This window comes from Chryseobacterium sp. DT-167, assembly GCF_058310155.1.
In genome coordinates this window covers 1-23,823 of record NZ_JBZEEQ010000012.1, presented here as the reverse complement: position 1 = coordinate 23,823, position 23,823 = coordinate 1, and the positions used below count along the sequence as shown (strand labels likewise).

The window sequence follows — 23,823 nt, the reverse complement described above, 5'->3', positions numbered from 1 at the left end:
AATTTTTCGTGTTATTTTTAAAAATAATATCAATCCATGTCCATCCGCACAGTCCGGCTGCAAATTATATCTATTTATGACAATTCTTTTATTTTTCTTGGTTCATATTTGTCTACTAAATCAGCAATGGCTTTGATGTGTTCCGGAGTTGTTCCGCAACATCCGCCAATAATATTAATTAATCCTTTTTCCACATATTCCCGGATTTGCTCAGCCATAAATTCAGGTGACTCATCATACTGCCCGAAAGCATTTGGCAAACCTGCATTCGGATAAGCCGAAACATAAAATTCTGAATTATGAGCCAAAGTTTCAAGATAAGGAGTCAATTGATTCGCTCCTAAAGCGCAATTGAAACCAACGCTTAATAAATTGAGATGTGAAACTGAAATCAGGAAAGCCTCTGCAGTTTGTCCGCTCAATGTTCTTCCTGAAGCATCGGTAATCGTTCCTGAAACCATGATCGGAATCTCAATTCCTCGTTCTTCCTGAATTTCATCTATAGCAAAAAGTGCTGCTTTTGCATTCAATGTGTCGAAAATTGTTTCAACCAGTAAAATATCCGAACCACCATCCAGCAATGCTTCTGATTGCTGTTTGTAAGCCGCTCTCAATTCATCAAAAGTGATCGCACGATAGCCAGGATCATTGACATCCGGACTTAAACTTGCCGTTCTGTTTGTAGGACCGATTGATCCGGCAACAAATCTTGGTTTTTCGGGATTTTTAGCCGTGAACTCGTCACATACTTTTCTGGCGATTTTTGCAGACTCATAATTCAATTCGTAAACCAAATCTTCCATGTGATAATCTGCCATTGCAATGGTTGTTCCAGAGAATGTATTAGTTTCTAAAATATCGGCTCCGGCTTCCAAGTATTTTTTGTGAACTTCTTCAATTGCTTCCGGCAGAGTAAGAGAAAGCAGATCGTTGTTTCCTTTTACTGGGTGTTCCCAATCTTTGAAACGTTCTCCACGGTAATCTTCTTCTTCAAATTTATATCGCTGAAGCATCGTTCCCATGGCTCCGTCAAGAATTAAAATTCTTTCGGATAATGCTTTATATAATTGTTCTGAATTTTTCATTGTATAATTTTTTCTTGAACGCTTTCAGGATTTGAAACCCTGAAAGCGTTTTTGTTTCATTGAACCGAAGAACAAATCTTCAACATAGCCCCGATGGAAGCGGCATCCTTTTTTGTTTTCTCAAAACAGAAAAGATATAGCGGACAGCGGGTGAGACATTTGTTTTGAAAACTGCTTGTCTTGCTCCTAATTTTTATTTTAATCTTCAGCTAATGCCTGTTTTAAATCTTTAATAATATCTTCCACATTTTCTAAACCTACCGAACAACGAACCAGACCTGCTGTAATTCCTACTTCATTCCGTTCTTCATCGGTTAATTTTGAGTGTGTTGTTGATGCGGGATGCGTGACAATCGTTCTTGTATCTCCAAGATTAGCTGATAATGAACACATTTTTATTTTATCTAAAAATTTTCTTCCACCTTCAATTCCGCCTTTGATCTCGAAAGCCACAACATTTCCGCCCAACTTCATCTGCTTTTTTGCAATTTCGTAGCTTGGATGAGATTTCAGGAATGGATATTTCACCAATTCCACATTGGGATGGTTTTCTAAAAACTCCGCGACTTTCAATGCATTTTCGCAATGCCTGTCTACACGAATTGCCAATGTTTCCAGGCTTTTTGACAAAACCCAGGCATTAAAGGGTGACATTGCCGGTCCTGTATTTCTCGCAAAAAGATAAATCTCCTTGATTAAATCTTCTCTACCAACCGCTACTCCGCCTAAAACTCTGCCCTGCCCGTCAATCAACTTTGTTGCAGAATGCACAACAATATCTGCACCATACTTAATCGGTTGCTGCAGGTAAGGTGTTGCAAAACAATTATCTACCACAAATATCAGATTGTGCTTTTTAGCGATTTGTCCAAAAAATTCTAAATCTAAAATCTCAATTGCCGGGTTTGTAGGCGTTTCCAGATATAAGATTTTCGTATTGGGTTGAATATATTGTTCAACATTTTCGGCATCTTCGGCTTTGAAATAGGTGGTTTTAATATTCCATTTCGGGAAATACTTGGTGAACAAGGTATGAGTAGATCCGAAAACCGACTGACAGCTCACAATGTGATCTCCGGCATTAAGTAAAGTTGCAAACGTAGAATAAATTGCCGCCATTCCTGTTGCGAAGGCATAACCGGATTCTGCACCTTCCATTTTTACAATTTTATCGGTAAATTCTGTAACATTCGGATTTGAAAATCTGCTGTACAGGTTTTTAGATTTTTCCTCCGCAAAGCTCGCTCTCATATCTTCAGCATCCTGAAAAACAAAGCTGGAAGTAAGATACAAAGGCGTAGAATGTTCGTCAAACTGAGTTCTTCCGGTTTGCGTTCTTATGGCTAGAGTTTCAAAATTTTCGTTTTCCATTTTATCTAATTTTTGATTGATAGATCGTAATCCTATTTTTTGCTAAATCGTCCTTTCGGGACTTTTTCACATTTATTTTTTACTTTGTGGAATAATTATTTTGCTTCACTCAATCTTAAAATATCCCCAAAAACGCCTCTTGCCGTCACTTTTGCTCCAGCTCCGGCTCCCATGATGACAATTGGGTTTTCACCATAACTTTCGGTATAGATTTCGAAGATTGAATCTGAACCTTTTAATTGTCCTAAAGCGGAAGTTGCCGGAACAGAAATTAGTTTTACATCTAGTTCTCCTTTCTCTTTCTGTAAATCTCCGTGCAAATCACCTACATATCTTAAAACATGATTCGGCTCCTGATTTTTCTTGATTTTTTCATATTCTCCATCCAATTCATCCAATCTGGAAAGGAATTCCTGTCTGGAAACAGAAAGCAACGCTTCAGGAACTAGATTCTGAATATTAATATCACTAAATTCATTGATTAAATCTAATTCTCTTGCCAAAATCAAAAGTTTTCTGGCAACATCGTTTCCCGATAAATCTTCTCTCGGATCCGGCTCTGTAAAGCCTTTTTCTAAAGCTTCATTGACGATTGCTGAAAATTTATCGTCTTTTAAAGAAAAATTATTGAAAACGTAACTCAATGTTCCTGAGAAAACACCTTTAATTCTTGTGATATTTTCACCTGAAAGATGTAACAATTTGATCGTGTCAATCAAGGGCAAACCCGCTCCGACATTGGTTTCGTACAGATATCTTTTATTGTTTTTGTTTAATGTATATCTTAGTTTACGATATTCTTCAATAGGAAGTGTATTGAAAATTTTATTTGATGAAACCAGATCAAAACCGTTTTCTGCCAAAGCCTGATAATTTTTCACAAAATCTGTGCTTGCCGTATTATCGACAACAATAAGATTTTCAAGTTGATTTTGTTTTGAGAAATTAATTAATTCTTCGATGCTTGAAGTTTTCTCTGCTGCAAAAACCTCATCACTCCATTGGTTATTAAATCCTGCCTTATTAAAGGCTATTTTTCTTGAGTTGGCAACGGCAACTACTTTCAGATGTATATTTTTTCTTCTCTTGATTTCTTCTGAAGATTCCAAAACCTGTTCTATCAAAGTTTTCCCGACATTTCCGTGACCAATAATTGCCAAATGGACTGTTTTTGGTTTTTTGAATATTTCGGACTCAATGATATTTTTAGTTTTCTCATCCTGAGAAGAAGTGACTACTATATTGATGCGTTTTTCACTTGAATTCTGATTTAAGAGTAAAGGAAAAACATTGTTTCTTGCCAGTTCGGAAAGTATTTTATTCAAATCATCAGCAACAAAACCAATGACAGAAACATTATTGATGCTGTAAATCTGAGAAACCTTTCCTGATTTTCTTTCTTCAGCAAATTCTTCGATCAGACAATTAACCGCTTTTTCGGAATCGTCTTCGTGTACTAAAATGGAAAGTCCGTTTTCTACTGCCTGCTGTGAGATTACTCCTACACTTATTCTTGCGAAAGTAAGTGCTTTGAAAACCCGCCCGTCGATTCCGATTTCACCTAAGAAATCTTCCCCTTCGAATTTGATGATTGACCTGTTTTTAAAAAATTTGATTTCGTTAGCATTATTCTTATTCATCTCTACTTATTTATTTAATTTTTTATGAGATTGAATTCCTGAGAATCCCACATCTCCAAAAATATTTTTTATGATATTATTTAATTGTTCGTATTCCATGAGAAAGGCATCATGGCCATGAATTGATTTGATCTCGTGATAGAAAACATCCTCTTTTTCTTTTTTCAGTTTCTTAAAACACATTCGTATTTCGGAAGCCGGAAAAAACAAGTCTGTGTCTACAGAGATCATGTGCATTCGTGCCTTGATTTTATTTAAGGATTTCTCATCGGTACTGATATTCATCAACAAATGATTCATAAGCTTATACGATTTTAAACTAAATCTTTCGGCAAGTGATTTACCGTGATAGCTCAGCCAATCTTCAGATTCTAATTTTTGCTTGTCCTGATTATAACTATTTCGGAATCTATCATTTAAAGACTGAGGCGTTCGGTAACACAACATGGCATGGACTCTTGCCTTTTGTAAAGGTTCATCATTTTGATCTAATAAAAACTTCTGAACCAAACATTGAGCATGCAGCCAGTCATGAGTTTTAAAATCACAGGCAATAGGAATAAAAATTTCGGCAAGATTGGGATGTTTCACCAACATTTCCCAACCGATTCCACCACCGAGTGAGCCTCCGATAATAGCGTACAATTTTTTTATACTTAAAATCTCAAGTCCTTTCAGAAATATGTTGGCAATGTCCGAAGGTGTAAAATCTGAATATTCATCAATAAAAAAATCATCATATCCGTTCCCGGGAATATTGAAGCAAAGAACTGTATATTTATTTGTGTTAATGACTTGGCTTTCACCAATCAATTGTCGCCACCAACCTTTTTCCCCGGAAATATTTGAATTTCCGGTTAAAGCATGATTAATTAAAATGACAGGTGCCGAAAACAGGTCTTTCCCAAAAAGCTGATAGCTTAACGGGATATTGTATTCCTTTCCGGAATGGGTCTGATACAAAAAATGAATATGTTGCAGTTCTGTTTTCAATTTTATAGTATTAATCATAAAATTTGAAAATGCCATGAGAAATGGCTGAAAGAACTTCAGTAAGTTATCTGTCCAAAATATAATTATTTGGTAGAACGTAGCACCTTCTTCGCTTGCGCAAAGGGTTGCTAAGGTTTCACAGGGTCTATCCCTCAACCTTTCTTGATAACATTTTCAATATGTAAATGAACGAATGGTGCAAAGATAATACATTTTAGGTTAAAAATTAAAAAAAATTAATTTATGCTAAAAAATGCTTTATTGAAGGGGATTTAAAAACAATGTTAAGAATTCTTCAGATTAAAAAAATTGTTTTTTTTTGACAAAAAATCTACCTTAGCGTAGAAAATGATGTATTATGAGTGTTGAAAAGCAGAGATTAAAAGATAAAAGCTGGCTAAACTGGGGACCATACGTCAGCAACAGGCAGTGGGGAAATGTACGTGAAGACTACAGCCCGAATGGAAATGCGTGGCATTATGCAAACCACAACAATGCTGAAAGCTACGCCTACAGATGGGGAGAAGAAGGAATAGCAGGAATCTCTGACACGAAGCAGCTTTTTTGTTTTGCACTATCATTCTGGAATAAAAATGATGAAAGAATAAAAGAACGTCTTTTCGGCTTGAGCAATCCTCAGGGAAATCATGGTGAAGATATTAAAGAAATTTTCTACTATCTGGATAATACCCCAACTCATAGTTACATGAAGATGGTTTACAAATATCCCATCAATAAATTTCCTTACGAAGATCTTCTTGCAGAAAACGGAAGACGCACCAAAAAAGAACCAGAATACGAAATATTTGACACCGGAATTTTTGACAAAGATGAATATTTTGATATTTTTATTGAATATTGTAAAGGTGGAATCAATGATATATTAGTAAAGGTTACGGTCTGCAACCGAAGCAATAAAGATGCACCGATCGTAGTACTTCCCACAGCTTGGTACAGAAATAACTGGAAATGGGGCTACAATGAATATAAAGGTCAATTGGAAGATTCTGATGACGGATGTATCAGTATCAAGCATGACAGTGTTCCTTTAAAAAAGTTTTACTCAAAAAATAAAAACGCTGAGAGAGTCTTCTGTGATAATGAAACCAACAATCCGAAGCTTTATGGTACTCCGGAAATTGAAAACACTTATTACAAAGACGGAATTAACGACTACGTTATTCATCAGAAAAACACTATAAATACTGAAAAAAAAGGTTCAAAAGCATCATTTATTATTGAGGCTGATGTAAAAGCCGGGCAGTCTGAAATCTTCGAATTCAGGTTGGCTCCCAATGAATTGGATGATCCTTTTTATGATTTTGAATCTATCTTTTATACAAGAATATCTGAAGCTAATGAATTTTATGAAGAAATTCAGCAGGATGTTCTCAATGAAGATGAAAGAAATGTACAACGACAGGCTTTCGCCGGATTACTTTGGAATAAGCAGTTTTATCATTATAACGTGGGAAAATGGCTGAAAGGTGATCCCAATCACGATGCTCCGAGAGATTTTAACAATTATGTGAGAAATACCGAGTGGGAACACCTGCATAATAAAGATATCATCTCAATGCCGGATAAATGGGAGTACCCTTGGTATGCAACATGGGATCTCGCTTTCCATTGTGTTCCCTATGCAATCATTGACGGAGATTTTGCCAAAAATCAGTTGCTTTTGCTTACCAAAGAGTGGTATATGCATCCGAACGGACAAATGCCTGCTTATGAATGGAATTTAAGTGATGTAAACCCGCCTGTACACGCATGGTCTTGTTTCAGAGTTTTTAAAATCGACGAAAAAACCAATGGCAAACCCGATTTATTATTTTTAGAAAAAGTTTTCCAAAAGTTACTTCTCAATTTTACCTGGTGGGTCAACCGAAAAGATAAAAACGGTAAAAATATTTTTGGTGGAGGATTTTTAGGCCTCGATAATATCGGTGCTTTTGACAGAAATATGACACTCAAAGACGGCGAACATCTTGAGCAGGCAGACGGTACAAGCTGGATGGCAATGTACGCTCTCAATATGATGCGTATCGCTATGGAACTTGCGCAATATTATCAGGTTTATGAAGATATGGCAATTAAATTCTTCGAACATTATCTTTATATTGCCGAAGCCATGGAAAATATGGGTGAAGACAAAGAGGGACTTTGGAATGAAGAGGATGGCTTCTTTTATGACGTATTACAACTTGCCAATGGCGAAAGTGTGACACTTCGTTTGAGAAGTATTGTGGGACTAATTCCATTGTTTGCCGTGGAAATTATCGATCACCACCTGCTTGAAAAAATGCCTAATTTCCGTGAAAGAATGGATTGGGTTCTTAAAAACAAGCCCGAGCTTGCCAATTTGGTTTCTCACTGGGACGAAGAAGGAAGCGGAAGAAAACATCTGATGAGTATTCTTCGTAAGACAAGACTTAAAAAAGTTTTGACGAGAATGCTTGACGAAAAAGAGTTCCTGAGTTCTTACGGAATCCGTGCAATGTCAAAAGTGTATGAGGAAAATCCGTTTGTTTTTACGGTTCACGGAAACAAAAATGTAGTTTATTATACTCCCGCAGAAAGTGACAGCCGTATGTTTGGAGGAAACAGCAACTGGAGAGGTCCCATATGGTTTCCGATTAACTTCCTGATTGTAGAAAGTCTTCAGCGTTTTCATTTTTATTATGGAAACAGCCTGAAAGTTGACTTCCCGACCGGAAGCGGAGAACAGAAAAATCTTGATGAAGTTGCATCTAATATCAGCAACAGACTTTGCTCTATATTTTTAAAAGACGAGAGCGGACAAAGAGCTTTCAATGGTGGAAATTATAAATTTAATTACGACCCTAACTTTAAAGATTACATTACCTTCTTTGAATATTTTCATGGAGACAATGGTCGTGGTGTTGGCGCTTCACATCAGACAGGATGGACGGCAACTGTGGCTAAATTAATGAAACCGAGACTTGCATAGTTGAGTTGGAGAGTTTGAGTCTGGGAGGGTTTGAGATTTTTTGAGAATGTTTTTTCATACTCCTACTCTCAAACTCTCCCACTTCATCACTAAACTTTTTCTCCGTTTACATAAACTTCATATCCAATCTCTACATTAGGTTCTAAAGTTTTTGAGACTGAGCAGTATTTTTCAAACGATAATTCAGATGCTTTTAAAGCTTTTTTAGGATCGATTGTTCCTTCTAGGAAGAATTTAACGGTAATAGATTTGAAAGGTTTTGCATCTTCCACAGGAACTCTCTCGCCTTCTACTTCAGCTTTGAAATCTGTGATTTCCTGTCTTTGTTTTTTCAGAATTGAAACCACATCAATACCGCTACAACCTGCAACTGCCATAAGTACGCTTTCCATTGGCGAAACTCCTCTTGCTCCCGGTTGAGAAGTATTATCTAAAAGAATTGAATTTCCTTGTGAGTTGGTACATTCAAATAAAAAGTCGTCGTTGAGTCTGTTTAAAGTAATTTTCATTTGCTTATTGCTTATTGCTTATTGCTTATTGCAAAGTTATAATATTCCCCTTGCTTTTATTTCTAAATATTTATTAATCACATCCACATTCAAATTTTCCGGAAGCGTGTATACAGAATAAATTCCATATTTTCTCAATTCCTGAATGATGAGTTTTTTCTCGAATTCAAATTTTTCTGCAATCACTTCGTCATAAATTTCCTGCATACTTTCAGGATTTTTGTGAATTAAAGTCTGTAGTTCAGAATTTCTAAAGAAAACCACGACCAGCAAATGGCTTTTCGCAATCCCTCGCAGATATTTCATTTGACGATTTAAAGCGTCTAAAGTTTCAAAATTAGTAAAAAGCAAAACCAGACTTCTCTGATTCAGAGAATATTTCACATCCTGATAAAGTCTGTTGAAATCGCTCTCAAAAAAATCAGTTTTAATATTATACAGAGATTCTGAAATTTTTCTGAGCTGTCCCGATTTATTATCTGCCGCAACTTTATTCTCTGTTTTTTTAGAGAATGTCATCATTCCGGCCCGATCACCTTTTTTCAGAATAATATGCGATAAAGCCATCGTAGCGTTGATTGAATAGTCCAAAAGACTCAATCCTCTGAAAGGCATTTTCATCGTTCTGCCTTTATCAATCAGCATAAAAATACGTTGTGCCTTTTCATCCTGAAACTGATTGACCATTAATCGGTTTGTTTTGGAAGTTGCTTTCCAGTTGATCGTTCGTACATCATCTCCGGGAACATATTCTTTGATTTGTTCAAACTCCATCGTATGCCCGAGCTTTCTGATTTTTTTAATTCCACCGAGCAAAAATTCGTTTTGTAAAGCCATTAATTCATACTTTCTCAAATGAATAAATGACGGATAAGCCGGCAAAAACGCATCTTTCTGAAAGGTAAATCTCTTTGACACAAAACCTAAAGGCGACGATGCAAAAATATTTAAAGCACCAAAACTGTATTCTCCTCTCTCCTTTGGTTCAAGAATATACTGAAAAAAGGTATTTTTTTCAGGCTCAATTTGTTTTTCAATTAAAAAATCTCTCTTCTGAAACTGAAACGGGATTTCATCAATAATTTTAGTATTGATTTTAAAACTGTAATTATTCTTAATATCAACCTTCACCGGGTTCTCATCTCCATTGGATAATTTTTCGGGTAAAATTCTTTGAGCCAAAATTCCATTCTTTTCCCTGAACAGCAATAAATAATCTACCATCACAGCCAGAAAAACCAACAACAAAATCACATGCCCAAAAATCATGAGAAATGGAAAGAAAAATGCAAAAACATACAGAATTCCCACTCCGATAAGTGTGAAGAAAAAGCGGTTGTTGATGTACAGGTTTTTCATTCTAAGGTTCTAGGTTTTAGATTTTAGGAGGCAGGTTTGTTGATTGCTTTAAGGAAGTAATAAGACCGTTTAACATTTTTGAAATTTCAATAATATCTTGATTTAGTTTCAAAGATTTGTCTTCATCTAAAAATCCAAGATTTTTTGAAATAATTAATTGTGTTTCAACTTCTGCACAACTTCCTCTTGATATTCTTAGAAATTGCAAATAATCAAGTACACTTCTCCTCGAATTTCCCTCAGCAATATTTGAAGGAATTGAAACTGTAGCTCTTCTAATTTGAGCTACTAAACCATACATTTCAGCTTTAGGAAAAGATTCAGTTTCTTTATAAATTTCTGTAACAAAATTTATAGATTTTTGCCAAACTAAAAGCTCTTTAAAATGTGCCATATTGAAAACTTAAAACTACAATCTGTTACCTAACAACTACAACCTATCTAGGAATCTCGATTCCTTCCAAAATCTGACGAATAATTTCATCGGCACTCAACCCTTCCATTTCTCTTTCTGGCGACACGATAACTCGGTGTCTTAAAACGGCATAGCTCGCTTCTTTAATATCTTCAGGAGTGACAAAATCTCTTCCTCTCAATGCAGCGAAAGCTTTTGATGCCGTCAACAAAGCCAAACTCGCTCTTGGTGAAGCACCTAGATACAAAAACTGATTTTCTCTGGTGTTAATAATGATTTTGGCAATATATTCCATCAATTGAGATTCAACAATAATTTCTTTTACCAGTTTTTGGTAGTTACTCAATTGTTGTGCACTGATGACCGGTTTTACAACATCTGTTTTGTCTTCCTGCCTGCTTTCATGCTGGTTTTTGATAATGGCAATTTCCTGTTCAAGATTAGGATAACCCACATTTATTTTAAACAAGAAACGATCAAGTTGCGCCTCCGGAAGCCTGTATGTTCCTTCGTGCTCGATCGGGTTTTGCGTTGCAACGACTAAAAACGGAGCTTCCATTTCGTATTGTGTTCCATCCATCGTAATCTGTCTCTCTTCCATTACTTCAAAAAGGGCAGATTGTGTTTTCGCCGGAGAACGGTTGATCTCGTCAATCAAAATAAAGTTTGAAAAGATCGGACCTTTTTTAAATTCAAATTCAGAATTTTTCATGCTGAAAACTGAAGTTCCCAAAATATCTGAAGGCATTAAATCTGGTGTAAACTGTATTCTGCTAAAGTCAACATCAATTGTTTTTGCCAATAATTTTGCCGTAATTGTTTTTGCAACACCGGGAACACCTTCAATCAGAACGTGACCATTTGACAACAACGCAGCCAAAAGATGTTCGATCATATCGTGCTGACCGACGATTACTTTTGCAATTTCAGCTTTCACTTTTTCCAAACTATTACGAAGTTCGATCATATCAATTCTTGACTCAAATTCGTTTTCATTTTTATCTAAATTGATAGAAATCTGAGGTTCTGTATTTTGGTTTTCGAAGTTTTCCATATTTTGTTTTATTTTTTAAGCTCCGTAGAAACTTCATTTTTATTAAACATTATCTTAAAATACCATCCAAAAGCTTATTCATTCTCACCAGATCTTCCTTCATCACACTTGCGTAAGGATCCTGGGCTTTTTTAATCAAACTTATGGCTTCGTTTATTGTTTCTATATTTTTTCCGGTTTTCAATTGAAGTTTTTTCGCAAATTCTTCGTCTAAATTTTGGGTATCGATCAAAAGATCGAGCCTTACTTTATTCAGGAAATATTGAGCTTTCTTCGCCATCATATCATGAAAATCGCCTTCTTGCAAATAAAGATTTCCGATACTTTTTACAAAATCGACTGATGTATTTTTCAGAGGTTCAATAACAGGAACAATTCTCTGTTTTCTTTTTGCATTAAAAAAGATAAATAAAATCAAACCTGCCAATAAAAGCCACCACGCATATTTTAAAGCCGGATTTCCTAAGATAAAGCGCATAAAGAATCTCGATTCCTTGGTATTTGCTTCTACAAACCAAAGTGTTTCTCTATCGTCCAGATATGAAAAAACATCTTGTGCATATTTTGTATTTCCGGATTTCAGAAGGTAATAATTGGTTAAAAAAAGCGGTTCGCAGTGTATATAAATATTGCCTTTACCAAATTTTGTTTTGATGAAATTTGCCTGATCTGCATTTTCTTTTTCAACGGTTTTACCTAAAATCTGCACTCTTGGTTTTATATATGAGAAACCCCTTCCTGAAGGAAATTTATCTAATTTAATGAAATCATTCTGATATTTTTCATCAGTCAGCTTCAGTACATTGCTGTCCTCAAACGATATCTGAGAATCATAAAAACCAATACTGTCTGAGATTTCTTTCGGCATTTTTGCCATGATCACCATCGCATCAGAACCGTTTGAAACTTCATCAAGAATTTTATTCCAGGATTCAATATCGATTTCGCTTTCTATAATGATGATGTTGTGTGATTTCTTTTTATTCTGATTGTAATAATCGTAAGGGGTAACATCTATTTTTTTCAGATTATTTTTAAATAAATCTTTTGCTTCCTGATTAAACACAAACAGACCAAAAGGCGATTTTTCGTTGACATCAAAATTCTTTCGCCAATCCACAACCTCTTTTTTGTTAACTTCAAGCAATGCCAGAATCACCATAATGATGATGAAAATTAAAGCATATATTTTGAAAGTTTTATTCATTTAGACAAAATTAATTAAGGTTTGAAAGACTGATATTGTTCTTTAAATTTTGCATAACTCTGCCCGTCAATACTGAACTCACCGTACCAAACATAATCGAAAATATAAGAAAGATCTGAAAAATCATTTTTTAAATGTGGAACTTTCAATTCGGCAACATAATCTTTATTGGTTTTTTCGGGATTCCAGAGAATGAGTTTTTTATCACTGAGTTTTTTCAGCACAAATAAAAATTGATACCGTACTGCAGAACGATAATCTTTTGTTCGTTCAAATGTTGCGATACTTTCAGGAAAATTGATCTCATGAATATTTTCGTGAAGTTCTTCATCGTTGATGATGACTTTCTTATTTCTTTTTCCGAAGATAAAATTTCCGTTTTTACCGATGAGAAATTTAACAATAAAATAAAGGAGAAAACCTACAAGAACGACCGCAAAAAGACGGATAACAATTGTGGTAATCTGTGCCGAACTCTCTAAACTTGTCTCACCAAAAATACTCTGAATGATTTTTAAAAGTTTCCTCATCAATTTATCCCAAAACGACTCTCTTGGTTTTGATGTTGAATAATCAAACTCTTCACCTTTGTATCTTGATTTGATATTTTCTTTGAAATTTTTTGGAAAAACTGTGTTTTCAGAAACAGGATTTTTAAGCAAAACAGAATCTGCACGATACATATTTCTATAATGTCCTGTGTTGAGAGAATCAATATAATAATCTTCATAGTCATCTTCGTAAACGGCCGTGCTGTCTACAACCTGAGCTCGGCAAAGCCCAAATGTGAAAATAATCAATATGAAGAAAAAGATTTTATTCATTGATCCCGATTGTATCAATTTCTGCCAATTCTACCTTTTGATGAAGATCTCTTCTGCTGTCATAATAAAGCAGTCCCGAATTTACATATAGCAGATTTGACAGGAAAAACGAAACCAACATTGAAATTCCGTAGACTACAAAAAACATAATTCCCATGGTTCCTGCAAAAGGATTTTGCTCAAACTCCCCATCCGGAGCAGAAGTGAAAATCGATGCGTAAAATATGATCATCGGAATCATCGTGAAGATCGTTGTAATGATATACAAAATGATCGATAAAATAAGTGTTGCTCCCCAATATTTCCAGTATGGAGATTTTTCACGCCCGTTCGGATAAGAAAACTGTGAGCGTATTGAGTAACTTAAACTTTCAAAAAAACCTCTTTTTGTATTGAAATAATCATACATCAGAAAGTTGATGATATTAAAGACCGTCGGAAAAACAAATAAAAGAATTGGCAATCCGATGATGATAAAGACCAAAGCATAAGAAACTCCGATCAGAATAAATGACAACGGAGATACAATGAAAATCATTCCCAAGCAGAGAATTGCAATTCTACCTATATTGCTTTTAAAATCACTGAAAATATCGTCTGTCCCAATTTTCTGCTGACCTTCAGAAAGTCTTTTAAGATAAAAAACAGGGTATAGATAATTAACGATCATCAAAACTACAAAAAGTAGAAATGTTAAAATTCCTACAGCGATAAACATTCCGAGATTATTCTCAAAATAATTTTCCATATAGGAGCCGTTTCCACTTAAATTGGAACCGAAAAGCTGTGAAAACAATTCACGATAGCCAAAAATGGCCACTACGACCATTAAAATAAGCAGAAGCCCATTCAGAAGAATATAATTTTTAAAATAATTTTTCCCATAAAGTCTGAAAAAACCGAAGCTGTCACTGATAAACGTTCCGAAATCTCTATTTTTATAAAACTGCATTTTTTGTGATTGTGAGGTTACTGTTTAGTTTTTTATACACGATGAAAGGATAAATAAAATAGTAAAATCCTATAATCGTCAAACATCCGAAGATGATGATTAAATTTAAAAATTCAGGCATCTTTAAGGCATGTCTTGTAACATAACCTTCGATTATTCCTGCACAGATCGTGAATGGAATGGTGCTTAAAAATATTTTAAATGAATCTTTCAGACCGATCTTTAATGACTCAAATCTTGACAACGTTTTTGGGAAAAGTATGGATGTTCCGAGTATCAATCCGCACATGGCTTCAACGACCATTGCAAAGATTTCAAAAACTCCATGAAGCCATATTCCTCTTGCACTGTCTTTTAAAGCTCCGTAATCATAGAAAAAATACTGGAATGAGCCCAACATTACAGAATTGGAAAGAAGAACGTATAAAGAGCCTACTCCTCCGAAAATTCCGTAGATATATAACTTGGCTCCGACTCCGATGTTATTCAGAGTAATTCCAATGGTGCTTCCCCAGGTCGAGCCACTTTGGTAAACTCCTACCGCATTTCCTGCTTTTATATTTTCAATCGTTGTATTTACATAACTTTCACCCAAAATAATATTGGCAAAATCTTTATCGTAAATAGCGGAAAGTACACCCATTGATGTAAAAAGAATAAAAAACACAAAAGCATATAACAAATATCTTCTGTATTGATAAACCAAAAGCGGAACTTCAGTTTTGAAAAAATACAGCATTCTGTTTTCTTCAACCCTTTTGGTTTTATAAATTTTCTGGAAGATCTGAGAAGAAAGATGATTAAGATAAACCGTCGTATTACTTTTCGGGTAATAGGTTTGGGCAAAAGAAAGATCATTGATCAGATTGATGTACAGTGAAGACAGGTCGTCAGGATTTTTTTTAATTTTCCCCTGAATAACCTGTTCGATTCCCAACCATTTTTCTTTATTTTGTTTAATAAAATAAACTTCTCTCATAATTGTAAGGCTAAAATAATAAAAATTATGTCTCAAATTGCCATTAATACCTCACAAAATGTAAATATTAATTTTAACATTTCAAGTATCGGTGAAAGGTTTCTTGCTTTCCTTATCGATTCTCTGATAAAAATCGCTTACGGTATTTTTATTTTTTATCTTTTTTTCAGTGTTTTTGATCTGGGATATATCTTAAGCGGTCTCGACCAATGGTCAATAAGTGCAGTTTACAGCATTCTTCTTTTTCCGACCATCATTTATCCTCTTGTTTTGGAAAGCTTGATGGAAGGGCAAACGTTTGGCAAAAAAGTAATGAAAATACGTGTTGTGAAAATCGACGGTTACCAGGCAGGTTTTGGAGATTACCTGATTCGCTGGGTTTTCAGGGTGATTGATGTCTCTTTTCTGATTGTCGGTTTTATCACCATGATTGTCACAAAAAACAATCAGCGTTTTGGAGATATTGCTGCAGGAACTGCCGTGATTTCTTTAAAAAACAATATAAATATTTCTCACACCATTTTAGAAAATCTACATACTGATTATATTCCGACTTTTCCGCAGGTAATTGGTCTGAGCGATAATGATATAAGAATTATTAAAGACAATTATCTGAAAGCTTTAAAGATCGACGACCGACAAATCATTACTAAACTTTCGGATAAAATAAAAGGAATTTTAAAAATCGAAGTTGACCCGACAAAAATGACTGAAAGGCAGTTTATCGGAATTGTCATTAAAGATTATAATTATTATACAGGGAAAGAATAACTTCAGCCAAAAGCCAATTTTGCTTTGCAAAGTGAATTGTGAATTGTTCAAATTTAAATGGACAGTTTAGCTAATGGGTTTTCTAATTTACATTTACATTCGTTTTCATCCTTTCGGTGCAGATTTTGTATCTTTCTTTAAAATCAAACTTATGAAATCGCGATGATTTGTTTTGACAATTGAATACTGTTGAAAATTAGCGATAACATATGATCTTTTAAAACAATAAAATTCTACATATGAAATTCGAAAACAATAAATCAGGAAACGGCGGAGTGATCACGCTCAACAACGAGATCAAAGAAGTCGGAAGATTAACATACACGATATTTCCGGAAGACAACAAACTAATTATTTCATTTGTATTGGTTCATCCAGAATTTGAAGGTCGGGGAATGGGAAAATATTTAGTTGAAGAAGCCATCAAGTTCTCTAGAGAAAACAAATGGAATGTGTATCCGCATTGTTCTTATGCAAGAGCCGTAATGAAAAGAATGAACGATGTAGAAGACATTTTACTTGAACGTTAAAACTTCATTTAAAATAATATCTTCGATGTCATCAGGATAATTTACTTTAAAATGAATATCTGAATGTACCCAATTTCTAATTTCATCAACATCCAGAATTTTAGAGTTGGGAATTCCTATTTTATCCAATGCACACGCATTACATTCCTGTTCGTATTGATTATGAATAGGAATTACGAATAGTTTTTTATCCATAAAAAGTGCTTCAGCCGGACCTTCGAAACCTGCATTGCATAAAATTCCGTCACAACTTTCAAAACATTCCAAAAAATGTGTTTCGTCAATCGGATAGATTTCTACATTATTGATCTGGCTGTGAATTTTAGTATATTTTGAAAATACTTTCCATTCAACAGGAATCTGACTTAAAACTTTCGTGATATTTTCGTCTGAAAAACTTGGTAGATAGACTACATAAAAACCTTTTTTCGCAGGATTCAAATTTCTGATTTTTCGTCTGATAACAGGTTTTTTTATCTGCGGATGATAATTTTCGAAATGAAAACCTATCTTATCCTTGCTTGGACAGTAATGTTTCAAAACCAATTCGCCCAAAAAATCTTTTTTATCCGGTTTTGGAGTTTCTTTGAAACTCATAGAAGCCTGATGGCTGAGTTCGAGCATCTTCAAATTTTTCAACTTACAAGCCCACCCTGTCAAAGGTTCGTAATCATTGATAATTAAATCATATTGACTTAACTCAATCTGGTGAATTGTATTGATTGCTTCAAAGAAATTATTTTCAAAAAGAATTTTCTTATACGAAATCCCTCCTGTTTTATTGTAGAGAAGAGAAACTCCGCGGTGCTTAAAATCTATCGGGAAATCAGTTTTTAATTGAGATTGGTGACCGCTGATCAATGTATCAACCGAAGCATATTTTTTTAAAATAGGAATAATTTCCTGAGCTCTTGCAACGTGCCCGTTTCCTGTTCCCTGAAATGCATACAATACTCTCATATCATGTAAATTGAGTGACAATTTTCAGGAGATCAGAATTATTCATATCCTGCATTTCTTCTGTTTCATCATCAGTAAGCGTGTGTTTATGATCTTCATAATAAAAAATCTTCCATTCACCATGATTATATTCCAAAGCAGAAAGGTTTTCAATCCAATCTCCGGAGTTTAAATAGGTACATGACCCTTTTTTGTTTTTAACTTCTCTTATTTGCGGCTGATGAATGTGGCCGCAGATTACAAAATCATAACCGTTATCAATGGCAAGTTCAGAAGCTGTCAACTCAAAATCGCCAATGTATTTAACTGCTTTTTTGACGTTGTTTTTAATTTTTTTTGAAAATGAATATTTTTCTCTACCCATTTTCTCTAAAAACCAATTAACTACATTGTTGATAACAATCAACAAATCATAACCTTTTCCCCCTAATTTTGCTATCCATTTTGAGTGCTGCACAGAAGCATCGAAAACGTCACCGTGAAAAATCCAGGTTTTCTTTTGATCTAAATTTAAACATAGTTTGTTGATGACCTTTAGTTTGCCTAATTCAAAATCGGTAAACTTCCTGAACATCTCGTCATGATTTCCTGTAATGTAATAGACATCAGAAGATTTAGTGGCAAAAGAAATGATTTTTTTGATGACCTTTAAATGAGGCTTAGGGAAGTAAGACTTTTTAAACTGCCATATATCAATAATATCACCATTTAAAACCAAAGTTTTCGGTTGAATAGAATTCAGATATCTCAACAATTCTTTAGCCTTACATCCGTAAGTTCCCAAATGTACATCCGAAATGACAACCAGCTCAACGTTTCTCTTCATTGCAGATATTTGCTTTATATGACAAAAATGCGGCGGTCAATTGGTTTTAGGATTATCCATAAGACCACAACGCTTTTTGCAAAGAAACTAATTGAAAATGAATTGTATATGAATGAAATATTATATTTTATAATGAATCTAATAATTCGTCTGTAATTTCCATGTTATGATACACATTCTGAACATCATCATCTTCCTCAAAACGATCAAGCATTTTCATATTTGCTTTAAACTGATCCAATGTAACTTCTTTTGTATTGTTCGGAATTCTCTGAAGTTCTGCACTCTTAACTTCAATTTTGAGTTCGTCCAATTTATGAGATAAAGAACCAAAATCTTCAAATGCTGTCGTGATCATTACTTCTTCTTCGTCTTGATCAATATCTTCTGCTCCGCCATCGATCATTTCCATTTCAAAATCATCCCAATCCATTTTGATCTGAGATCTATCAATACTAAAAATTCCTTTTCTGTCGAAAATAAAAGCCAATTCACCATTTTTCCCTAAGTTACCATCAAACTTATTGAAAATCGCTCTTACATTTGCTACTGTTCTTGTTGTATTATTTGTAGTACATTCTACAAAAAAAGCTACGCCACCTTGTCCGTAACCCTCGTAGGTGATTTCTTCGTAGTTTTCTGCATCAGCACCACTTGCTTTTTTAATTGCTCTCTCTACGTTATCTTTTGGCATATTTGCACCCTTTGCATTCTGGATGCATCTTCTCAATGCAGGATTGGCTTCTGGATCCGGACCTCCGGCTTTTACTGCTAAAGCAATGTCTTTACCTATTTTAGAAAAAGTTTTGGCCATCTTATCCCAACGTGCCATTTTCGAAGCTTTTCTATATTCAAACGCTCTTCCCATTTTATATTTTATAATTTTCACAAAATTACTCAAAATCAACAATAAAAAAAATACCCCCAGAAAATCTGGAGGTATTTATTATTTAGAAAAATTAATTATTTTCTTTTTTTAGCTGGAGCTTTTTTCTTAGCTGGAGCTTTTTTCACTGGAGCATCTTCGTAATCTCTTTTCTTGATTGCGTTCCACTCAGCAGCATCTTCAATAGCTTTTACAACTACTTTTCTGTCTACTTGTCTTTCAGCATCAGTAGCTTTTTCAGAAACTGTAGCTTTAGATTCACCTACACCTATTGATTTAAGAGCGTTAGTATCAACACCTCTTGCATCTAAAGCAGCAACTACAGCAGCAGCTCTTTCTCTAGATAATTTCAAGTTGTAAGCTTCAGATCCTTTAGCATCTGTTCTACCTTCTAATAAATAGTTACCTCCTTCTTTCTTAATGATACCTGCTGCAGTATCTAGTGCATTAGCTGATTCAGGTCTGATTGTAGCTTTGTTGAAATCAAACAATACAGATTTGAAGTTTTCTTCTAAGTCAGTTGCAACAACTGTTTTAGGTTTAGGACATCCGTTGTATTCTGGAAGACCTGGAACAGTAGGACAAGCATCATCTTTATCTAAGATACCGTCACCGTCTGTATCTGGCCAAGGACAACCATTGTTTTCTGCAGGACCTGCAACTGTAGGACAAGCATCGTCTTTGTCGATTACACCGTCTCCGTCTGTATCTGGCCAAGGACAACCATTGTTTTCAACCGGACCAGCAACTTCTGGACATTGATCGTCTTTATCTGGAACTCCGTCTCCGTCAGTATCAGGACATCCTTGGAATTCTGGTAAACCTGGTGTATCTGGACACAAATCATCTTTATCTAAGATACCATCCTTATCTCTATCTCTGTTTCCGAATCTAAAGTTCAAAGAAGCAGAAGCTTGCCAAAAGTTAGCTACGTTAGACTTATCACCTGGAGTTGAAACATAGTCTCCTTGTACACCTAAACCGAAGTTTTTAGTCAACCAGAAGTTAACACCTGCACCAGTAGATACTGTAAAGTGATTAGCTTTACCATTTTCGTTACCACCATCACCATTACCTACAGTTTCACCTCTCCAGTCTGTTCTTGGGAAAGTAAGCGCTGTATAATCATGTCTAAGGTAGTTAGCACCAACTCTTAAATATGGATCAAACCAAGACTCTTCGTTCCAGATAAGTCCAGCTGCTTTCGCCTGAAAACCAAGACCTGTCATTAACATGAATTCTTTACCCATGTTGAATCTTTGATTCTCAACGTTTCCAACAGTAGTCTGCCAGTCAATTACCAAACCTTTGCCGATGTTTCTTGCAACAGTAAGTTTAGATAATGGCGGAGTGATCGAGAAATTGTCCATATTGAACATATTCTTCGTCAAATTTGTAGCAGAGAAGGTATTACTGAAATTACCCGCCTGAGCTTTATGGTTTTCCGCATGAGCACCAACTCCGATCATCCACGGATTGTTGGTAGTCTGAGCGAAAACAGTAGTAGCAACTGTAAGCGCTAATACTGAAATTCCTAATTTTAGATTTTTCATAGAATTAAATGATTAAATAATTGATATTGCAAAATAAATATAATTTTTCTTTATAAACAAAGTTTTGAGGATGATTTTTAACTTTTCTTTAATATTCTCTCGAGGCTTCGTTTACTTTCTCTATCTTTTATTGCTTCCCTTTTATCAAAAAGTTTTTTACCTCTTCCCAACGCTATGAGAACTTTTGCTCTACCTCTGTCATTAATATAAAGTTTTAAAGGTATAATCGTATTTCCTGCATCTTTGAGTTTTTTTTCGAGTTTTAACAATTCTCTTTTGTGCAACAGCAACTTCCGTTCCCTTTTTGTTTTATGATTATAAAAAGTGCCCAGCTTATACTCATCAATCATCATATTTATGATATACAATTCCCCGTCTATAAACTGACAGAAGGCTTCTGTAATAGATGCTTTAGAAGAACGCAAAGATTTTATTTCTGTTCCGGTAAGCACCATTCCAGCCTCAAACTCTTCCATTATTTCATATTCGAACCTTGCTCTTCTGTTAAATATATTAACTGTTTTTTCGATCTTCATATCTAAATTTTCATTACTGTAATATACAAAAATACCACACATTAAAAACTTGAGTATTACATTATTATAATTACCCGAATTCTTTTCGTAATTTTGCGCCAAATTTACAAACTAATATGTTAACAGTATCTAACTTATCTTTACAATTTGGGAAAAGAGTCCTTTTTGACGAGGTAAACATTATGTTTACAAAAGGAAACTGCTACGGAATTATCGGAGCAAATGGTGCAGGAAAGTCTACATTCCTTAAAATATTAACAGGAAAGCAAGATCCAACCACAGGACACGTGTCTCTGGAACCGGGGAAAAGAATGTCAGTCTTGGAGCAGGATCACTTTGCATATGATCAATATACAGTTCTTGAAGCTGTTTTAAGAGGAAATAAAAAATTGTTCGAAATAAAAGAGGAGATGGACGCTTTATATGCTAAAGAAGACTTCTCTGATGAAGACGGTATCAAAGCAGGAGAACTAGGTGTTGTCTACGATGAAATGGGCGGCTGGAACTCTGAATCTGATGCACAGACAATGCTTTCAAATGTCGGAATAAAAGACGATATGCATTGGCAAATGATGAGTGAACTTGAGAATAAAGATAAAGTAAAAGTTCTTTTGGCTCAGGCACTTTTCGGAAATCCTGATGTATTGATCCTGGATGAGCCTACGAATGATCTTGACATCGACACCATTGCCTGGTTGGAAGATTTCTTGGCAGATTATGAAAATACAGTAATCGTTGTATCTCACGACCGTCACTTCTTGGATACGGTCTGTACGCACATTGGTGACTTAGATTATGCTAAATTAAACCTTTATACAGGTAACTACTCTTTTTGGTATCAGGCTTCTCAATTAGCAACAAGACAAAGAGCTCAGGCTAACAAAAAAGCAGAAGAGAAGAAAAAAGAACTTCAGGATTTCATCGCAAGATTTAGTTCAAACGTTGCGAAAGCTAAACAGGCAACTGCAAGAAAGAAAATGATCGACAAATTAAACATTGATGATATTAAACCGTCTTCAAGAAGATATCCAGCGATTATTTTCGAAATGGAAAGAGAAGTTGGAGATCAGATTTTAGACGTTAAAGGTTTAGAAAAAACAAAGGATGGTGAACTACTATTTTCAAACATCGATCTGAATCTGAAAAAAGGAGATAAAGTTGCGATCATTTCAAAAAACTCTTTAGCAATTACAGAATTTTTTGAAATTTTGGCAGGAAATGCTCAAGCAGACAAAGGAAATGTTGCATGGGGAGTTACAACCAATCAATCTCATATGCCTTTAGACAATACTGCTTTTTTCCAGGAAGACATCAATTTAGTTGATTGGTTAAGACAATTTACCAAAAATGATGAAGAGCGTCACGAAGAATTTATGAGAGGGTTTTTAGGAAGAATGCTTTTCTCAGGAGATGAAGCTTTAAAATCTTGCAAGGTGCTTTCCGGAGGTGAAAAAATGAGATGCATGTTCAGCAGAATGATGCTACAGAAAGCTAATGTACTACTCTTAGATGAGCCGACAAACCATCTAGATCTTGAAAGTATCACGACTTTAAACAACTCATTGTCAAACTTTAAAGGGAATCTTTTATTGTCTTCTCATGACCACGAAATGCTACAAACCGTTTGTAACAGAATTGTTGAGTTAACGCCAAAGGGAATTATCGACAGAGAGACCACTTACGACGAATATCTTGCTGATAAAAAGATTAAAGAATTAAGAGAAAAAATGTATTCTTAGGATACAGCCCTATAAACTTGATTAAGCGTTTCATTTTGAAACGCTTTTTTTGTCCAACAGTAATATTGTGTGGGTTAAGCAATCTTCTTATACTATAAAAAAAATCTCAAACTTATTGTATGGGATTTTTTTAGTTTTTACAGGTAATCTTCACTTCACTTTTAATAATCAGGAGCTATTTTCGGCTCTTCGCTGTATCTTTTTTGTTGCCTTTGCATTTGCCAGTGGACAAAAAAGGATGCCGCTCCGATCCGGGCTAAGAAAAACCAGGCAGTCACACCATGGGTTAAGCCAATATTCAGCAGCCAGTTTTTTGACTTCAGGCTTAATATTTAATGCTAAAAGCAAATCGTTTCTTCCAGCTACCAGTTATGAACAAACATTTAATTTTTGAAGACTTTCTAATTTTCAATTGATTTTGCAGTACCGAGTTTTTAACCGTACGGTCATTCCCAGAAATAAAATTCAGGATCTCGCATTTTTAAATACGGAATGATGAACCATTAGTACTTTTAAGTATTGAAGTTTTATTTTACTTTTTATAAAGTAAAAAAGGATATAACAAAAAAAAGCTCCTTTATCGGATGATAAAGGAGCTTTAAAAAAAAAGACTGGCGGCGACCTACTCTCCCGCTTTCGCAGTACCATCGGCGCTGGTGGGCT

21 protein-coding genes and 1 riboswitch are annotated in these 23,823 nt (G+C 34.9%); of the genes, 4 read left to right on the top strand and 17 right to left on the bottom strand.

Features of this window, described 5'->3' with window-relative positions; genetic code table 11:
• Positions 1-74: 74 nt before the first annotated feature.
• The 4 genes from AC4FQ5_RS15380 to AC4FQ5_RS15365 form a co-directional block, all read right to left on the bottom strand.
• On the bottom strand, positions 75-1,085 hold the full coding sequence (locus AC4FQ5_RS15380) for a homocysteine S-methyltransferase family protein (protein ID WP_491144701.1): 1,011 nt from the start codon (positions 1,083-1,085) through the stop codon (positions 75-77).
• A gap of 198 nt (positions 1,086-1,283) precedes the next feature.
• Complete coding sequence (locus AC4FQ5_RS15375; protein WP_491144699.1) at positions 1,284-2,456, bottom strand: O-succinylhomoserine sulfhydrylase; 1,173 nt, start codon at positions 2,454-2,456, stop codon at positions 1,284-1,286.
• 95 nt (positions 2,457-2,551) lie between these two features.
• Positions 2,552-4,096, bottom strand: a complete 1,545-nt coding sequence (locus AC4FQ5_RS15370) for an ACT domain-containing protein (protein WP_491144697.1) — start codon at positions 4,094-4,096, stop codon at positions 2,552-2,554.
• Positions 4,097-4,102: 6 nt separating this feature from the next.
• Positions 4,103-5,107: an alpha/beta fold hydrolase gene (locus AC4FQ5_RS15365; RefSeq protein ID WP_491144695.1), complete on the bottom strand. Its 1,005-nt coding sequence runs from the start codon at positions 5,105-5,107 to the stop codon at positions 4,103-4,105.
• Positions 5,108-5,150: 43 nt separating this feature from the next.
• Positions 5,151-5,261, bottom strand: a riboswitch (SAM riboswitch).
• A 186-nt stretch (positions 5,262-5,447) separates the two neighbouring features.
• Here AC4FQ5_RS15365 and AC4FQ5_RS15360 point away from each other — a divergent pair.
• Entirely contained in the window at positions 5,448-8,060 is a 2,613-nt protein-coding gene (locus AC4FQ5_RS15360; protein ID WP_491144693.1) for an MGH1-like glycoside hydrolase domain-containing protein, read from the top strand.
• 89 nt (positions 8,061-8,149) lie between these two features.
• On the opposite strand, the gene AC4FQ5_RS15355 is transcribed toward AC4FQ5_RS15360, so the two are convergent.
• Genes AC4FQ5_RS15355 through AC4FQ5_RS15320 form a run of 8 tightly spaced genes read right to left on the bottom strand, consistent with a single transcriptional unit; the run spans position 8,150 to position 15,359 of the window.
• Positions 8,150-8,569: an OsmC family protein gene (locus AC4FQ5_RS15355; protein WP_491144691.1), complete on the bottom strand. Its 420-nt coding sequence runs from the start codon at positions 8,567-8,569 to the stop codon at positions 8,150-8,152.
• Positions 8,570-8,605: 36 nt separating this feature from the next.
• Positions 8,606-9,928, bottom strand: coding sequence for a DUF58 domain-containing protein (locus AC4FQ5_RS15350; protein WP_491144689.1), 1,323 nt, complete (start codon positions 9,926-9,928; stop codon positions 8,606-8,608).
• Between the two features lie 16 nt (positions 9,929-9,944).
• Positions 9,945-10,322 carry a four helix bundle protein gene (locus tag AC4FQ5_RS15345; protein ID WP_491144687.1) on the bottom strand — a complete coding sequence of 126 codons (378 nt, stop codon included), beginning with the start codon at positions 10,320-10,322 and terminating at the stop codon, positions 9,945-9,947.
• Between the two features lie 43 nt (positions 10,323-10,365).
• Positions 10,366-11,397 carry an AAA family ATPase gene (locus tag AC4FQ5_RS15340; RefSeq protein ID WP_491144685.1) on the bottom strand — a complete coding sequence of 344 codons (1,032 nt, stop codon included), beginning with the start codon at positions 11,395-11,397 and terminating at the stop codon, positions 10,366-10,368.
• Between the two features lie 49 nt (positions 11,398-11,446).
• Positions 11,447-12,604, bottom strand: a complete 1,158-nt coding sequence (locus tag AC4FQ5_RS15335) for a DUF4350 family protein (RefSeq protein ID WP_491144684.1) — start codon at positions 12,602-12,604, stop codon at positions 11,447-11,449.
• A gap of 14 nt (positions 12,605-12,618) precedes the next feature.
• A complete protein-coding gene (locus AC4FQ5_RS15330; protein ID WP_491144682.1) occupies positions 12,619-13,428 on the bottom strand; it encodes a DUF4129 domain-containing protein in 810 nt (269 codons plus the stop codon).
• Entirely contained in the window at positions 13,421-14,380 is a 960-nt protein-coding gene (locus tag AC4FQ5_RS15325) for a DUF4013 domain-containing protein (protein ID WP_491144680.1), read from the bottom strand. Before AC4FQ5_RS15325 ends, AC4FQ5_RS15330 begins: the two co-directional genes overlap by 8 nt.
• Entirely contained in the window at positions 14,367-15,359 is a 993-nt protein-coding gene (locus AC4FQ5_RS15320; protein WP_491144678.1) for a stage II sporulation protein M, read from the bottom strand. Before AC4FQ5_RS15320 ends, AC4FQ5_RS15325 begins: the two co-directional genes overlap by 14 nt.
• 27 nt (positions 15,360-15,386) lie before the next feature.
• Here AC4FQ5_RS15320 and AC4FQ5_RS15315 point away from each other — a divergent pair, with 27 nt between their 5' ends.
• A complete protein-coding gene (locus AC4FQ5_RS15315; RefSeq protein WP_491144677.1) occupies positions 15,387-16,130 on the top strand; it encodes an RDD family protein in 744 nt (247 codons plus the stop codon).
• A 239-nt stretch (positions 16,131-16,369) separates the two neighbouring features.
• Complete coding sequence (locus AC4FQ5_RS15310; protein WP_491144675.1) at positions 16,370-16,660, top strand: GNAT family N-acetyltransferase; 291 nt, start codon at positions 16,370-16,372, stop codon at positions 16,658-16,660.
• Here AC4FQ5_RS15310 and AC4FQ5_RS15305 read toward each other — a convergent pair.
• The 5 genes from AC4FQ5_RS15305 to smpB form a co-directional block, all read right to left on the bottom strand.
• Positions 16,646-17,620: a glycosyltransferase family protein gene (locus AC4FQ5_RS15305; RefSeq protein ID WP_491144673.1), complete on the bottom strand. Its 975-nt coding sequence runs from the start codon at positions 17,618-17,620 to the stop codon at positions 16,646-16,648. The genes AC4FQ5_RS15310 and AC4FQ5_RS15305 overlap by 15 nt on opposite strands.
• Before the next feature lies 1 nt (position 17,621).
• Positions 17,622-18,446 (bottom strand): UDP-2,3-diacylglucosamine diphosphatase, encoded by an 825-nt coding sequence (locus tag AC4FQ5_RS15300; RefSeq protein WP_491144671.1) that lies wholly within the window; start codon positions 18,444-18,446, stop codon positions 17,622-17,624.
• A 127-nt stretch (positions 18,447-18,573) separates the two neighbouring features.
• Entirely contained in the window at positions 18,574-19,314 is a 741-nt protein-coding gene (locus AC4FQ5_RS15295) for a YebC/PmpR family DNA-binding transcriptional regulator (RefSeq protein WP_491144669.1), read from the bottom strand.
• A 95-nt stretch (positions 19,315-19,409) separates the two neighbouring features.
• Positions 19,410-20,885 carry an OmpA family protein gene (locus AC4FQ5_RS15290; protein ID WP_491144667.1) on the bottom strand — a complete coding sequence of 492 codons (1,476 nt, stop codon included), beginning with the start codon at positions 20,883-20,885 and terminating at the stop codon, positions 19,410-19,412.
• A gap of 77 nt (positions 20,886-20,962) precedes the next feature.
• Positions 20,963-21,421 (bottom strand): SsrA-binding protein SmpB, encoded by a 459-nt coding sequence (smpB, locus tag AC4FQ5_RS15285; protein WP_491144665.1) that lies wholly within the window; start codon positions 21,419-21,421, stop codon positions 20,963-20,965.
• A gap of 116 nt (positions 21,422-21,537) precedes the next feature.
• Here smpB and AC4FQ5_RS15280 point away from each other — a divergent pair, with 116 nt between their 5' ends.
• Positions 21,538-23,160 carry an ABC-F family ATP-binding cassette domain-containing protein gene (locus AC4FQ5_RS15280; protein WP_491144664.1) on the top strand — a complete coding sequence of 541 codons (1,623 nt, stop codon included), beginning with the start codon at positions 21,538-21,540 and terminating at the stop codon, positions 23,158-23,160.
• Positions 23,161-23,823 lie beyond the last annotated feature (663 nt).

Bases quoted from the DNA above. Each gene is read 5' to 3' on its own strand.
- AC4FQ5_RS15345 (WP_491144687.1), bottom strand. From the start codon at position 10,322: ATGGCACATTTTAAAGAGCTTTTAGTTTGGCAAAAATCTATAAATTTT.
- AC4FQ5_RS15370 (WP_491144697.1), bottom strand. From the start codon at position 4,096: ATGAATAAGAATAATGCTAACGAAATCAAATTTTTTAAAAACAGGTCA.
- AC4FQ5_RS15295 (WP_491144669.1), bottom strand. From the start codon at position 19,314: ATGGGAAGAGCGTTTGAATATAGAAAAGCTTCGAAAATGGCACGTTGG.
- AC4FQ5_RS15360 (WP_491144693.1), top strand. From the start codon at position 5,448: ATGAGTGTTGAAAAGCAGAGATTAAAAGATAAAAGCTGGCTAAACTGG.
- AC4FQ5_RS15330 (WP_491144682.1), bottom strand. From the start codon at position 13,428: ATGAATAAAATCTTTTTCTTCATATTGATTATTTTCACATTTGGGCTT.
- AC4FQ5_RS15305 (WP_491144673.1), bottom strand. From the start codon at position 17,620: ATGAGAGTATTGTATGCATTTCAGGGAACAGGAAACGGGCACGTTGCA.
- AC4FQ5_RS15280 (WP_491144664.1), top strand. From the start codon at position 21,538: ATGTTAACAGTATCTAACTTATCTTTACAATTTGGGAAAAGAGTCCTT.
- AC4FQ5_RS15315 (WP_491144677.1), top strand. From the start codon at position 15,387: ATGTCTCAAATTGCCATTAATACCTCACAAAATGTAAATATTAATTTT.
- AC4FQ5_RS15310 (WP_491144675.1), top strand. From the start codon at position 16,370: ATGAAATTCGAAAACAATAAATCAGGAAACGGCGGAGTGATCACGCTC.
- AC4FQ5_RS15325 (WP_491144680.1), bottom strand. From the start codon at position 14,380: ATGCAGTTTTATAAAAATAGAGATTTCGGAACGTTTATCAGTGACAGC.
- AC4FQ5_RS15300 (WP_491144671.1), bottom strand. From the start codon at position 18,446: ATGAAGAGAAACGTTGAGCTGGTTGTCATTTCGGATGTACATTTGGGA.
- AC4FQ5_RS15290 (WP_491144667.1), bottom strand. From the start codon at position 20,885: ATGAAAAATCTAAAATTAGGAATTTCAGTATTAGCGCTTACAGTTGCT.
- AC4FQ5_RS15320 (WP_491144678.1), bottom strand. From the start codon at position 15,359: ATGAGAGAAGTTTATTTTATTAAACAAAATAAAGAAAAATGGTTGGGA.
- AC4FQ5_RS15340 (WP_491144685.1), bottom strand. From the start codon at position 11,397: ATGGAAAACTTCGAAAACCAAAATACAGAACCTCAGATTTCTATCAAT.
- AC4FQ5_RS15355 (WP_491144691.1), bottom strand. From the start codon at position 8,569: ATGAAAATTACTTTAAACAGACTCAACGACGACTTTTTATTTGAATGT.
- AC4FQ5_RS15380 (WP_491144701.1), bottom strand. From the start codon at position 1,085: ATGAAAAATTCAGAACAATTATATAAAGCATTATCCGAAAGAATTTTA.
- AC4FQ5_RS15375 (WP_491144699.1), bottom strand. From the start codon at position 2,456: ATGGAAAACGAAAATTTTGAAACTCTAGCCATAAGAACGCAAACCGGA.
- AC4FQ5_RS15350 (WP_491144689.1), bottom strand. From the start codon at position 9,928: ATGAAAAACCTGTACATCAACAACCGCTTTTTCTTCACACTTATCGGA.
- AC4FQ5_RS15335 (WP_491144684.1), bottom strand. From the start codon at position 12,604: ATGAATAAAACTTTCAAAATATATGCTTTAATTTTCATCATCATTATG.
- smpB (WP_491144665.1), bottom strand. From the start codon at position 21,421: ATGAAGATCGAAAAAACAGTTAATATATTTAACAGAAGAGCAAGGTTC.
- AC4FQ5_RS15365 (WP_491144695.1), bottom strand. From the start codon at position 5,107: ATGATTAATACTATAAAATTGAAAACAGAACTGCAACATATTCATTTT.